General features: G+C 38.9%; 9 protein-coding genes. 8 read left to right on the top strand and 1 reads right to left on the bottom strand.

Features of this window, described 5'->3' with window-relative positions:
- Positions 1–72: 72 nt before the first annotated feature.
- The 8 genes from parE to AUO94_RS00700 all read left to right on the top strand — a co-directional run bounded on the left by parE (position 73) and on the right by AUO94_RS00700 (position 12,920).
- Positions 73–2,043, top strand: a complete 1,971-nt coding sequence (gene parE / locus AUO94_RS00735) for a DNA topoisomerase IV subunit B (protein ID WP_058385453.1) — start codon at positions 73–75, stop codon at positions 2,041–2,043.
- Complete coding sequence (gene parC / locus AUO94_RS00730) at positions 2,040–4,466, top strand: DNA topoisomerase IV subunit A (RefSeq protein ID WP_058385452.1); 2,427 nt, start codon at positions 2,040–2,042, stop codon at positions 4,464–4,466. The genes parE and parC overlap by 4 nt, the downstream gene beginning before the upstream one ends.
- A gap of 617 nt (positions 4,467–5,083) precedes the next feature.
- Positions 5,084–6,373 carry a threonine ammonia-lyase IlvA gene (gene ilvA, locus AUO94_RS00725; RefSeq protein ID WP_058385451.1) on the top strand — a complete coding sequence of 430 codons (1,290 nt, stop codon included), beginning with the start codon at positions 5,084–5,086 and terminating at the stop codon, positions 6,371–6,373.
- A gap of 130 nt (positions 6,374–6,503) precedes the next feature.
- The gene (locus tag AUO94_RS00720) at positions 6,504–7,064 is read left to right on the top strand and encodes a DNA-3-methyladenine glycosylase I (protein ID WP_058385450.1); all 561 of its coding nucleotides are present in this window, start codon (positions 6,504–6,506) and stop codon (positions 7,062–7,064) included.
- A gap of 492 nt (positions 7,065–7,556) precedes the next feature.
- The gene (locus AUO94_RS00715) at positions 7,557–9,488 is read left to right on the top strand and encodes a fructose-bisphosphatase class III (RefSeq protein WP_058386910.1); all 1,932 of its coding nucleotides are present in this window, start codon (positions 7,557–7,559) and stop codon (positions 9,486–9,488) included.
- A gap of 228 nt (positions 9,489–9,716) precedes the next feature.
- Complete coding sequence (locus tag AUO94_RS00710) at positions 9,717–11,765, top strand: GAF domain-containing sensor histidine kinase (RefSeq protein ID WP_058385449.1); 2,049 nt, start codon at positions 9,717–9,719, stop codon at positions 11,763–11,765.
- 134 nt (positions 11,766–11,899) lie between these two features.
- On the top strand, positions 11,900–12,418 hold the full coding sequence (locus tag AUO94_RS00705; RefSeq protein ID WP_058385448.1) for an NUDIX hydrolase: 519 nt from the start codon (positions 11,900–11,902) through the stop codon (positions 12,416–12,418).
- Between the two features lie 61 nt (positions 12,419–12,479).
- Positions 12,480–12,920, top strand: coding sequence for an NUDIX hydrolase (locus AUO94_RS00700; RefSeq protein WP_058385447.1), 441 nt, complete (start codon positions 12,480–12,482; stop codon positions 12,918–12,920).
- Between the two features lie 72 nt (positions 12,921–12,992).
- Here the strand turns inward: AUO94_RS00700 and AUO94_RS00695 are convergent, their stop codons facing one another.
- A complete protein-coding gene (locus tag AUO94_RS00695) occupies positions 12,993–13,445 on the bottom strand; it encodes a DUF305 domain-containing protein (RefSeq protein WP_082707481.1) in 453 nt (150 codons plus the stop codon).
- Between the last annotated feature and the right edge of the window lie 189 nt (positions 13,446–13,634).

Genomic DNA, 13,634 nt, shown 5'->3' with positions numbered 1-13,634 from the left:
ACAGATGACCTGGAAATAGAATACGATAAAGAGAGATTAAAAAGCGAACAAATGTTTGTTGGAGGGAATTAGATGGCTAAAATTCAAAATACGGCATACAACGAAGAAGCAATTCAAGTACTCGAAGGCTTAGATGCCGTTCGAAAACGTCCGGGTATGTATATCGGTTCTACAGATACGCGAGGACTTCACCATTTGGTCTATGAAATTGTGGACAACTCGGTAGATGAAGCGCTTGCAGGACACGGAGATAAAATTGCCGTTACGATTCACGAAGACAACAGCATCAGTGTGAGGGATTTTGGGCGTGGTATGCCTACCGGTATGCACCGGAGCGGGAAACCTACACCTGAAGTAATTCTGACAGTCTTGCATGCAGGCGGCAAGTTCGGACAAGGTGGCTATAAAACAAGTGGTGGTTTGCATGGTGTTGGCGCATCTGTCGTCAACGCCTTATCCAGTTTTTTAGAAGTGACCATTTACCGTGACGGCAAAAAATATCGCCAGCGCTTTGAAAAGGGTGGCAAGCCTGCCACAACTTTAGAGGAAATTGGTTCGACAAAAGAAACAGGCACAATGATTCATTTCTTGCCAGATGAGTCTATTTTCTCTGTCTCTAAATACAATTATGAAACGCTTTCTGAACGATTGCGTGAGTCTGCTTTCTTATTAAAAGGACTAAAAATCGAGTTAGTCGATCAACGAACACAAGCCAAAGACATTTTTCATTACGAAACAGGAATTGAGGCATTTGTCGCTTACCTCAACGAAGAAAAAGATGTGCTGCATCCAGTAGCTTACATCGAAGGTCAGCAGGACGAAATGGAAATCGAATTTTCGTTCCAGTTTAACGATGGCTATTCTGAAACCATCTTATCGTTCGTTAACAACGTCCGGACTCGTGATGGTGGTACGCATGAAACTGGTGCAAAAGCAGCTATGACACGTGTTTTTAATGATTACGCTAGAAAGATTAATTTATTAAAAGACAAAGATAAAAACTTAGAAGGCTCTGATATTCGCGAAGGATTAGCAGCGATTATTTCAGTGCGTATTCCAGAAGCAATGCTACAGTTTGAAGGTCAAACAAAAAGTAAACTAGGGACGAGTGAAGCCCGCAGCATTGTCGATTCAGTCGTTTCACAAAAGTTAATGTACTTTTTGGAAGAAAATGCAGAACTTAGTGCTTCGCTTGTGCGGAAAGCAATTCGTGCGTCTCAAGCTCGTTTGGCAGCTCGAAAAGCACGAGAAGACGCGCGAAACGGCAAAAAACGCAAAAAATCAGATGCATTACTATCTGGCAAATTAACACCTGCCCAATCTCGTAACGCTTCTAAAAATGAACTGTACCTTGTGGAGGGAGACTCTGCCGGTGGTTCTGCAAAACAAGGACGCGACAGAACTTTCCAAGCTATTCTGCCACTGCGCGGTAAGGTTGTGAATACCGAAAAAGCCAAATTGGAAGAAATTATGAAAAACGAAGAGATTTCGACGATTATCCATGCAATTGGTGGGGGTGTTTCTTCCGACTTTTCAATCGATGACATTGCCTACAATAAAGTCATTATCATGACCGATGCTGATACTGATGGCGCGCATATCCAAGTGCTACTTTTGACGTTTTTCTTCCGTTACATGAAGCCATTAATAGAGGCGGGCAAAGTGTTTATCGCCTTGCCGCCGTTATACAAAGTTTCTCGAGGTGTCGGTAAAAAAGAAGTAATCGACTATGCCTGGACGGAAGCCGATCTAGATGCATCGATTAAAAAAGTTGGTAAAGGCTACACCTTGCAGCGCTATAAAGGTTTGGGCGAGATGAACGCAGACCAATTATGGGAAACGACGATGAACCCCGAAACCCGTACACTTATTCGTGTAACGATTGAAGATAGTGCGCGTGCAGAGCGCGGCATTACTACGTTGATGGGGGATAAAGTTGAACCAAGAAGACGATGGATTGAAAACAACGTCGACTTTGGATTAGAAGATGACAGCAACATACTTGAAAATGATTTGATTCACGCTGAGGAGGAAGTTGTATGACACAAACCGAACGATTTCAAGATTTGCCATTAGAAGAAGTAATTGGCGATCGGTTTGGCCGGTATAGTAAATACATTATCCAGGACCGAGCACTTCCAGATGCTCGTGATGGATTAAAACCTGTTCAGCGCCGCATTTTATACGCAATGTATCATGAAGGCAATACCAACGATAAAGCGTTTCGTAAATCGGCCAAAACTGTCGGTAATGTTATAGGTAACTACCATCCACACGGAGACAGCTCTGTTTATGAAGCGATGGTGCGTTTAAGCCAGGACTGGAAAATCCGTCACATGCTCGTTGAAATGCATGGAAATAACGGGTCAATGGACGGTGACTCACCAGCTGCGATGCGTTATACGGAAGCTCGTTTGTCTGCTATTTCTTCTGAGTTGCTGCGCGACATTGATAAACGTACAGTGGATTTTATCCCAAATTTTGATGATTCGGACATGGAACCAACCGTTTTACCGGCACGTTTTCCGAACCTTTTAGTTAACGGATCGACAGGAATTTCTGCTGGATACGCGACCGATATTCCGCCGCATGCGTTGCATGAAGCTCTTGACGCTGTATTGATGCGCATAGACAATCCGCAAGCGACTGTTGCTGAACTAATGACTGTCATAAAAGGTCCAGATTTTCCAACAGGTGGTATTATTCAAGGGATCGACGGGATTAAAAAAGCTTATGAGACCGGAAAAGGTAAAATTATCGTTCGTTCAAAAGCTCAAATAGAACCGTTAAAAGGTGGCAAGGAACAAATTGTCATTACGGAAATTCCGTTTGAAGTGAATAAAGCGACAATGATTAAAAAAATTGACGATCATCGCTTTGATCGTAAACTCGAAGGTATTTCGGAAGTGCGCGACGAATCCGACAGAACGGGATTGCGCATTGTAATTGAATTGAAAAAAGATGTACAAGCACAAGGGATTTTGAGCTATCTTTATAAAAACACAGATTTACAAGTCAGCTACAACTTTAACATGGTAGCAATCTACAAGCGTCGTCCAACGATGATGACTTTGCAGACTATGTTAGATGCTTATATTGAACACCAGAAAGAGGTTATTACGAAACGTTCTGAATTTGATTTGCAAAAAGCTAGTGACCGCATGCACATTGTCGAAGGCTTGATGAAAGCTCTGTCGATTCTTGATAAAGTTATTAAAACCATCCGTTCTTCAACAGACAAGCGCGATGCCAAAAATAATTTAATTGCGTCTTATGATTTTTCAGAGGCACAAGCGGAAGCGATTGTTTCTTTGCAACTATACCGATTGACCAATACCGATATTACCGACCTGCAAAAAGAAGAAAGCGATTTAAAAAAACTGATTGCTGAACTAACAGGAATCTTAACTAGTTCAACTAAATTAAAAAATATTATCAAAAAAGAATTGGCCAGTATTCGAAAGCAATTTGCAGAGCCGCGTCGTTCGGTTATTGAAGATAAAATCGAAGAGATTACCATTACACGTGAAATCATGATTCCAAGTGAAGAAGTGGTGGTAACTGTTACTAGAGAAGGGTATGTAAAACGTACGAGTACACGTTCACACGCCGCTTCGAATGGCAAAGATTTTGCAATGAAAGAGTCGGATCGATTGCTATTTGAAGGCAATCTGAATACACAGCATACAATTCTAATTTTTACTACAGCAGGTAACTTTGTTTTCCAGCCAATTAACGAGTTGCCTGATATCAAATGGAAAGACTTAGGCCAACATTTATCAAGTATTATTCAACTAGAGGCGAATGAATCTATACTTGCTGTTTATCCATTTGAGAATTTTGAAACAGATGGCAGTATTTTAACTGTCTCAAAAATGGGTCAAGTCAAACGGTCAGCATTGAAAGATTATCAGATTCAACGGTATTCAAGAACGATTAAAACCATGAATCTTAAGTCTGGTGATTCTATGATTTATGCAGCATTAGTTACGAAAGAAACTGAATTATTCATTGGTACGAAACAAGCTTACGGTGTTCGTTTCCCATTAGACGAAGTGCCACTTACTGGACTTCGAACAGGGGGCGTTAAAGGCGTCAACTTGAAAGATGATGACGAAGCTGTATCTGCTGTTCTAATCGATCCAGAAGTTAAACAGGAACTTGTCCTCATTACTCATCGTGGTTCAGCGAAGAAAATGAAGCTGCAGGAGTTTGAAAGTGGCAGTCGTGCGAAGCGTGGCGTAGTTATGCTACGTGAACTAAAGTCGAACCCTCATCGTGTAGTTGCCGTTATTGGTGCAACAGGGAAAGAGGAAATCATTTTAGAAACCGACAAAGGCATTCGAATTCCGCTGGTCGCTAACGCATTGAAAAATGTAGATCGGTATTCAAATGGTTCATTCATAGCTGATGAAGCAACAGATGGCAAAGTAACTACAGCTTATCGAGTAGCAGCAAAAGAATAAATAGAAACCCCCTCTTGTAAATAGCAAGAGGGGGTTTCTATTTATCAGCTTAACTGCATGCTAAGTCCTACTAAACTAAATAACAGCTTATAAGTTCGGATTATTCAACTATTCTACTTTCTGTAAGAGCAACTTCAATCTTACTGTCACTGAAACTAAGATTTTGAATAGTGTGGTTTGAAATGAATATATTAATGAGCATTCATCATTCGACCCTTTTATTTATACTCACGCTAACGAATAATATTCATTTTTGCAAGCAATTGAATAATTAGAGGAATGATTTCTGGTATCGATTGATGAAATGATATTCATCTTGAATGTTGGTTGATGTATAATTCTTTTGGAAGATATTCAACTGTCTGATGATGCGTGCAGTCAGCAATTATTAAGGATGTTAAATAAATAGAATCCAATGTCAATAGACGTATAAACTAGTAGAAGCTATGGATTCTCCTCTCTTGTTTGTGCGTCTAGCTGTAAACTTTACTGTAGAAGGAAGCAGGAGCAAAATATTAATCCGTTAACTTTTTGTTTAATTGTCGCAATTTTCTCTCCAATTTGACGCTTCGATGTGGTAGAGTAGTGAGATAAATTAAAAAAAGAGGGTGACAACTATGACTAAGAGCAACATCAAAGAGCTTGAGAGAGAAGTAACGTTAACTAAAGTATCGGTAGAAGAAATTATGGTAGCCAACCAGGCGCTCAAAGATGTTGTCATCAAGACACCTTTGCAAAAAAACGAATTGCTGTCTGCACGGTATGAATGCAATGTGTATTTAAAACGAGAAGATCTTCAAATTGTTCGTTCATTTAAGTTGCGCGGTGCTTACAATTTTATCCGTAGTCTAAATGCTTCTGAACGTGCTAAAGGCGTTGTTTGTGCCAGTGCGGGCAACCATGCACAAGGTGTTGCGTATTCGTGCTTTGCCCTTGGCATCGAAGGGAAAATCTTTATGCCTTTAACAACACCACGCCAAAAAATTTCTCAAGTAAAACGTTTTGGCGGTGACCAAGTATCGGTTGAATTGGTAGGAGATACGTTTGATGACTCGTTTACAGCAGCAATGGCATATTGTAACGCTGAAGAAAAAATATTTGTCCATCCCTTTAATGACAACCGAATCATAGCCGGACAAGGAACCGTTGCGGTGGAAATTTTAAATGATATGCAAGAATCAATCGATTACATGTTTTGTGCAATTGGCGGAGGGGGATTAGCTTCAGGGGTTGGTTCTTATTTAAAAGGCATTAGCCCAAAAACAAAACTAATCGGTGTCGAACCCGAAGGTGCTCCGGGTATGAAAACATCTATAACTCACGGTAAAGTCACGCGTCTTGATACAATTGACACGTTTGTTGACGGTGCAGCAGTTAAACAAGTAGGCGATCTATCTATGGCTATCTGTTCAGAAGTTTTAGATGATATTGTATTGATTCCAGAAGGCAAAGTTTGTACAACGATTTTACAGCTATATAACGAAAATGCAATCGTCGCGGAACCCGCAGGCGCTTTGTCCGTGGCCGCTCTTGACTTTTATAAAGAAGAGATCAAAGGAAAAAACATTGTCTGCGTCATTAGTGGAGGCAATAACGACATCGAGCGGATGCAAGAAATTAAAGAAAAGTCCTTGATTTATGAAGGCTTGAAACATTATTTCATCGTCACTTTCCCGCAACGGGCAGGTGCGCTACGTAAATTTATGGGTGAGGTACTGGGCGATACCGACGACATAACGCATTTCGAATACACAAAACGAACGAATCGTGAACAAGGTCCGGTTTTAGTGGGCATTGAATTGAAATGCCAAGAGGACTATGAGCCACTCGTTAAACGTATGGCAGAAAACGGCTTTCCTTATAAAGACATTAACAATGATTCCTTATTGTTTAACTTGTTAATTTAAGTACACTACATAAAAGGACGCCTGCCCCAGTAGATGGGCAAGTGTCCTTTTATGTGTTTTGGATAGAGGAATGTCCCAACTAGTAACTGTGCGAGAATACTAAATTTCACGAAAAGAATGGAGGAAGAGAATGGGGAATCGGTGTTTGTGGGCGCAACGTAACGCACTCATGCAGAACTATCATGATAAAGAATGGTGCAGAGTGAGCTCAGATGATCGGTACATTTTTGAGATGCTAGTACTTGAAGGCGCACAGGCAGGATTGTCGTGGAATATCGTTTTATCAAAGAGAGGTGCTTATCGAGAAGCGTTTCACCAATTTGACGTCGCGTATTGTGCGGAGCTAACGGACGGAGAGTTGTCTTTTATAAAGGAAAACTTTGCGGTGATCAAGCATGGGTCCAAACTTCAATCGGTACGAACTAATGCACTAGCTATTTTAGATCTCTCTAGAGAATGGGGTAGTTTTGCAGCATTTCTTTGGAGTTTTACAGATGGTAAGTCAATTGACAACAAGTGGGATACCGATGCGCAGATTCCTGCGCAGTCGGCTTTGTCTGTAAAGCTCAGTAAAGAATTAAAAAAACGGGGCTTTAAATTTGTAGGACCGGTAACGACTTATTCTTTTATGCAAGCAATCGGCATGGTCAATGATCATATTAAAAGTTGCGACTACCGAATGCGGAGTTAATGAAACACAACAAAAAAAACAGAGAAGTCGCACCATGCTTCTCTGTTTTTTTGTCATTTCACAAGGAATTTCCAGATAAATGAAGAATAGAGGTAGATAAGGGTGTTAGCATGACTGTAACAGAATACGCGAAGTTGTTAATCTCTTTCAGAAAGCTATTACAACTAGTATAAAATAGTGAAATCAGACGAATTTAAAACAAAAAATTGATTAGGACAAAAGAATTCCTATTGATTTTTGTCAAAAATTCCAAAGGTTTTTTTATCACCTAGAGATTGCGGTGTTTCTGGGGTAAACTGAGGTATAAGACACAACTCTTTTTGAACAAGATTTAGTGAGCTGTATTGTAAACCTTAAAGTCAAATTAAATACACACAGTCTAGCTGCGTTGCAAAGTAGTTAGTTATTCTTAATTACTATAGGGCATTTTAATGGTTCTCATCATCACAATAGCTAAACAATAAAAAATAGACAAGGAGAGGATGCATGGTGTTGAACTTAAAATATTTGGATTTGTTAGCGCAAAAATACGATTGTGAAGAAAAAGTGGCTACCGAAATCATTAACCTCGAATCAATCTTAGATTTGCCAAAAGGAACAGAGCATTTCGTTAGCGATTTGCACGGAGAGTTTCAGGCATTTCAACATGTATTGCGCAATGGTTCCGGAAACGTAAAAGTAAAAATAAAGGATTTATTTAAAAATGAACTGAGTGAAGAAGAACTAAACGAATTTGCGACTTTGGTTTTCTACCCTGAAGAAAAATTACAGTTGATTAAAAGCCATTTTAGCAGTAAAGCAGAATTGCAGGAATGGTACATAGAAGTTATCGAGCGGCTATTAAAACTGATTTCTTATGCTTCTTCCAAATACACACGCTCAAAACTGCGTAAAGCTTTGCCAAAACAATTTGTCTATATTATAGAAGAACTGCTGTATAAGACTGACGAGTTTAAGAACAAAAAGGATTATTACGCCAAAATGGTGACACAAATCATTTCCTTAGGCCAGGCAGACAAGCTAATTATTGGCTTGGCTTATACGACACAACGTTTAGTGGTCGACCATCTTCATGTAGTGGGTGATATTTACGACCGAGGTTCGGATCCGCATAAGATTGTGGATACACTTATTGATTACCATTCCGTTGACATTCAGTGGGGAAATCATGACGTGCTTTGGATTGGCGCATTTGCCGGATCAAAAGTGTGCTTAGCGAATATTTTACGAATATGCGCACGTTATAATAACCTAGATATTATTGAAGACGTGTATGGCATCAACTTGAGGCCGTTGTTGAATTTGGCAGAGAAATACTATGAAGACAATGTAGCTTTTCGCCCAAAAAGAATTTCAGATGAAAAAATGACAGAGCAAGAACAGTTGCAAATCACTAAAATCCATCAGGCCATTTCAATTATCCAATTCAAGCTCGAAAGCCCAATTATCAAAAGAAGAGCTTGTTTCGATATGACAGATCGCTTAGTGCTTGAAAAAGTTGATTATGAAAAAAATACGGCAACGATTCATGGAAACACGTATTCATTAGATGGGACGTGTTTTACGACCATTAATCCGGAACAGCCAGACGAATTGCTTGAAGAAGAAAGACAAGTTATGGACAAGTTACTTTTTTCAGTTCAACATTCAGAAAAACTAGCTAGACACATGAAATTTTTGATGAAAAAAGGGAGTCTTTATTTAAAGTATAATGGTAATTTATTGATTCATGGTTGTATTCCATTAGATGAAGACGGCAATATGGAGAAAATGGAGATCGAAGGGAAATCCTATGCTGGGCGAGAACTGCTAGATGTCTTTGAACGTTACCTCCGTTACTCTTTTGCTCATCCGGAAGAAACTGATGACTTTGCGACAGATATGGTTTGGTATTTGTGGACTGGGGAGTATTCGTCACTCTTTGGGAAACGAGAAATGACTACATTTGAACGCTATTTTATCAAAGACAAAGAAACGCACAAAGAGCGCAAAAATCCTTATTATTATTTACGGGAAGACGAGGAAATTTGTCGCAAAATATTGACGGAGTTTGACATGAACCCGGATTACGGACGTATTATTAATGGCCATACGCCTGTTAAAGAGCGAGATGGAGAAAACCCAATCAAAGCGAACGGCAAAATGCTGGTTATCGATGGAGGGTTTTCGAAAGCTTACCAATCGACTACAGGGATAGCCGGATATACGTTGCTTTACAACTCCTATGGCATGCAATTGGTCGCGCATCAATTGTTCAATTCAAAAGAAGAAGTTTTGCAAAACGGCACAGATGTACTATCGGCTAAGCGCTTAGTTGATGAAGAGTTAGAGCGTAAAAAAGTTAGAGAAACCAATATTGGGAATGGTTTGATGCAAGAAATTTTTAATTTAAACAGTTTGAGGGAATACCGCTACATGAAGTAACGACCGAGCAAAATAAAAAAGGAAGGGATTTAGCTAAAACGCTGTCTCTTCCTTTTTTAAGTGTTTGACTAGAGAAATCAATTTTGTAGCAAAAACATCAAAAATTATTAGCCAGCGCAATATTTTTTATGATAAGCTACAGAAATAATAGACAAATGAAATAGAGAAGTTTATCCAATGCAACTGGTATTCTTTACTTCATCAAGATTAAGAGTGGAGCGAATAGCCATGTTAAAAGAACAAAACAGATATTCCAGACTAGCAGAACTAACGAGAATTGTTAATACAAAGCTTGAATTGGGTGACATGTTGCAACATGTTTCGGTAGCCATATCAGAAGAAATTGTGCAATGTGACTCGATTGGTATATATTTACCTGATAGCGATGGAGTATTTAGCGCGGTAGCTGGGAAACCGCAATTCATCAACGGACAGTCTCTCACTTCACAGAAAATCAACTTCAGCACAGATCGATTTTCGCATGATATCGCAACTAAAAAGCAAGCTATTTACATTCCAGATACATCAGTAGATCCACGTCCAGATCCCGCCGCGATCGCCGCGTTTAACATTCATTCGCTGCTCGGTCTTCCCATTATTTATGAGCAAAATTTATTCGGACTGGTTTTTTTGTTTGATCGTGGAAAACCGATGAATTTAACAGAATTGCAAATACAAAGTGTGGAAGCCTACGTCAATATGGCAGCTGTTGCAGTTCAAAATGCCAATAATTTAAAACAAAAAGAGCAGCTGCTTGCTGAGAAACAATTGTTACTAGATGCTAACCGTGATCTTTCTAGATGTTCAACTGTGAAAGAAAGTTTGGACACTTGTTTTTATTATTTAGAAAAGGCTGTGAAGTGCAAAAATGTTGCAGTTTACTTAAGAAATCCTAATGATATGGAGACTATTTGTTTCAAAGAAATGAGCAAAAAATCCGAATGGACAGAATCCGAATGGGAAAATATACTAGACGAAATTCAGCCTCATGACGGCAAAGCAACAATTATTAAAGAAATATTCGCTCAAAAGAATACCAAATTTATTCCAAGTGAAGACAACTGTCAATTGCTTCTCATTCCGCTTATTTCTAAAGGAGATGTTTTTGGTGTAGTCATGATTGCTTGTTTAATGGAAAATCTTCAATCAGACGAGAGATCGCAGGTCTATCTGGCACAGTCTATTATTGATACGACAGCACTTACTTATTCAAATTTAACTTATATGGATCAGTTAGAACTTCGTGTCCAAAGACGAACTAAAGAATTGGCAAATGCCAACGACAAAGTCACAAGTGTAATTGAAAGTATTATGGATGGTTTTTTCGCGCTAAACAAAGACTGGGAATTTATATACATCAATCAATACCAAGAACTGCCGATAGGAAAAACGGCTGAAAATGTACTAGGCGAGAAATTATGGTCTATTTTTCCGGATGATTTCAATAAGATTTTGTACAAAGAGTTTTCTCAAGCCATGGTTAATAGAAAGCCCGTACATTTTGAAATTTCATCTACAGAAGACGGCTATTGCTACGATTTAGTTGCCTACCCTTTTGATGACGGCATTTGTTGTTTATGTAAAAACACCACAGAGAAAAAGAATTATGAGAACGAACTAAAGCGTTTATCCAATTTGGAATTGATTGGGCAGATGGCCGCAGGAATAAGCCATGAAATTCGAAATCCAATGACGACTGTTCGAGGATTTTTGCAATTACTTACCGACAACAATGAATTACAGAAATTCAATCCTTATTTTGATTTAATGATTGATGAATTGGACCGTGCCAACGCAATCATTTCGGAGTTTTTATCGATGGGAAATACCCGATCGTCAGATTTGGAGATGCAAAATTTAAATGACATCATCTACGACATCTCTCCGTTATTAAAGATTGATACGTTTAATCAAAACAAATTTATCGAATTTGAGACATTGGAAATCCCCGAATTATTATTAAACCGAGATGAAATTCGTCAATTATTAATTAATTTGTGTCGAAATGGTTTAGAGGCGATGAAGCCAGAAAAGCTGCTGTCTATTCGGACGTATATAGAAGACGGAAAAAAGGTCGTGCTTGAAATAGAAGATCAAGGTACTGGCATGGATAAGGAAGTCATGCAAAAAATCGGCACACCCTTTTATACAACAAAAGATAACGGAACAGGTTTAGGATTGGGTATTTCGTACGCAATCGCGGCACGTCATAAGGCAAAAATTGAAGTAGAATCTAGCGAGCAAGGAACCATTTTCTACGTTAAATTCCAATTTTGAAACTTAGTACTCTTGCTATAGCTTATCGCAATAAAAGGAATAGAGCAGGCGATTTGTGTGGTATGTTCCTTTTGTTGGAAGTTGTAATCTGCGATGGAAAGACAGAATAAACAGAAGGTAGAGAAACCAGTCTTATGGAAATTTGGGATTTAGTTGATGGAACAAGAAAACCACTTGGCAAGAAACATGTCCGCGGTGAACTCGTGGAGCAAGAGGAATATCATATTGTCGTTGAAATTTTAACACTCAATAAAGACGGAAAACTATTAGTTACTCAAAGAGATAAGGCAAAAACGTATCCATTGCTATGGGAATTTACAGGTGGATCTATTACGACTGGAGAAACCAGTCGAATCGGAGCAGTTCGTGAACTGGAAGAAGAAACAGGCATATTCGCTGACCCAAGCAAATTGCATCATATTAGCAGCATGAAGAAACATCCTTATTATTTAGATAGCTATGTATGGAAAAGTCCAAATCAGCTCAACCTGACAGACTTAAAATTACAAGCAGGTGAGGTGTGTGGTGCTAAATTTGCAACGTTAGCAGAGTGGGAAGAAATGAACAGTCAACAATTAGTTATTCCGACCGTATGGGAGCGATATAAACGTCATCGTTGGTCAATAGAAAAAATAGCTGGAGATGAATTGTAACGAGTTACTTTGGCTAAGTAAACTTATTCAGGTTCTATCTAAATTTAAGGAGTGAAGTTACATGGTTCTAAGTAATGAAGATGAGAAACCAGCTTTCTTACCCCCGAGTCATATCTTGTCTGCGGCAGCAATTGTTCTAAATGACGAAGGTGAAATATTACTGATAAAAGGACCACGTAGAGGATGGGAAATGCCAGGCGGACAAGTAGAAGAAAGAGAATCGCTTGAAATGGCAGCGATTCGAGAAGTAAAAGAAGAAACCGGTATTGATATTGAAATCCAGAAATTTTGCGGTGTGTTTCAAAATGTGGAAAATTCAATTTGCAATATGCTTTTTTTAGCAAAACCTGTCGGTGGTCAAGCAAAAACATCTGCTGAAAGTCTACTAGTAGGTTTTTATCCAATTGCCGAAGCTTTGGCAATGGTTACTTGGGGAAACTTTAGAGAAAGAATCGAGTATTGTTTAGATGATCGTACACAGCCATTTGTTATTGCCTTTTAATAAGGAACTAGCAATAGAAAAAAGCCAAGAGCATCCAATCTGCTCTTGGCTTTTCTGGTTAATTGACTTTGATCATTCTTCGTCTTCAAGATCTTTAATTAGCTTTTTCATTTCGGCAATTTCTTTACGTTGTGCTTCGATAATTGAGTCTGCCAGTTCACGAACACGAGGATCTGAAATGTTGGCGCGTTCACTCGTTAAGATGGCGATCGAATGATGGGGAATCATCGCTTCCATCCATTTAACATCTTCTACAAGTATTTGGCTACGGACGAGCCATAGCGAAAGCGCGAATATAACTGCACTTCCTCCGAGAATCACGGTATTGGTTTTTTTGTTTTTGTACATTGGCCACATGAACAGCAGCATGACAATCGCCATCACCGAGCCCATAATCAAGGCCATATAAACGCGAGTCTCACTGTAAAAAATATGGTCAAGTTGAAAAATATTCAAGAACATTAACCAATACATCAAAAAAGTTGAAGTCAAAATCATTATACCGAATTTCGCATAAGCATTCACAAAAAATTCTCCTCCTTCTCTCGTTAGTCTGCTAACAAGCTGAACTTAGTATGTGTATACCTTCATTTACTCAGAATAAACTCCATAAAAAATGCACAATTGGCTAATTATCTAACCGAGTAAGCAAGTTACTGATTCGGATTAATTTAACTAGTATAAATTTTCAATGTGAATAATGGTATGCTTATT

This window comes from Planococcus kocurii (assembly GCF_001465835.2).
Taxonomy (GTDB): domain Bacteria; phylum Bacillota; class Bacilli; order Bacillales_A; family Planococcaceae; genus Planococcus; species Planococcus kocurii.
This window is presented reverse-complemented; position numbering and strand designations above follow the sequence as displayed.

Excerpts from the sequence above, each read along its gene's own strand:
- parC (WP_058385452.1), top strand. The coding sequence starts at position 2,040 with ATGACACAAACCGAACGATTTCAAGATTTGCCATTAGAAGAAGTAATT.
- AUO94_RS00710 (WP_058385449.1), top strand. The coding sequence starts at position 9,717 with ATGTTAAAAGAACAAAACAGATATTCCAGACTAGCAGAACTAACGAGA.
- ilvA (WP_058385451.1), top strand. The coding sequence starts at position 5,084 with ATGACTAAGAGCAACATCAAAGAGCTTGAGAGAGAAGTAACGTTAACT.
- parE (WP_058385453.1), top strand. The coding sequence starts at position 73 with ATGGCTAAAATTCAAAATACGGCATACAACGAAGAAGCAATTCAAGTA.
- AUO94_RS00720 (WP_058385450.1), top strand. The coding sequence starts at position 6,504 with ATGGGGAATCGGTGTTTGTGGGCGCAACGTAACGCACTCATGCAGAAC.
- AUO94_RS00700 (WP_058385447.1), top strand. The coding sequence starts at position 12,480 with ATGGTTCTAAGTAATGAAGATGAGAAACCAGCTTTCTTACCCCCGAGT.
- AUO94_RS00705 (WP_058385448.1), top strand. The coding sequence starts at position 11,900 with ATGGAAATTTGGGATTTAGTTGATGGAACAAGAAAACCACTTGGCAAG.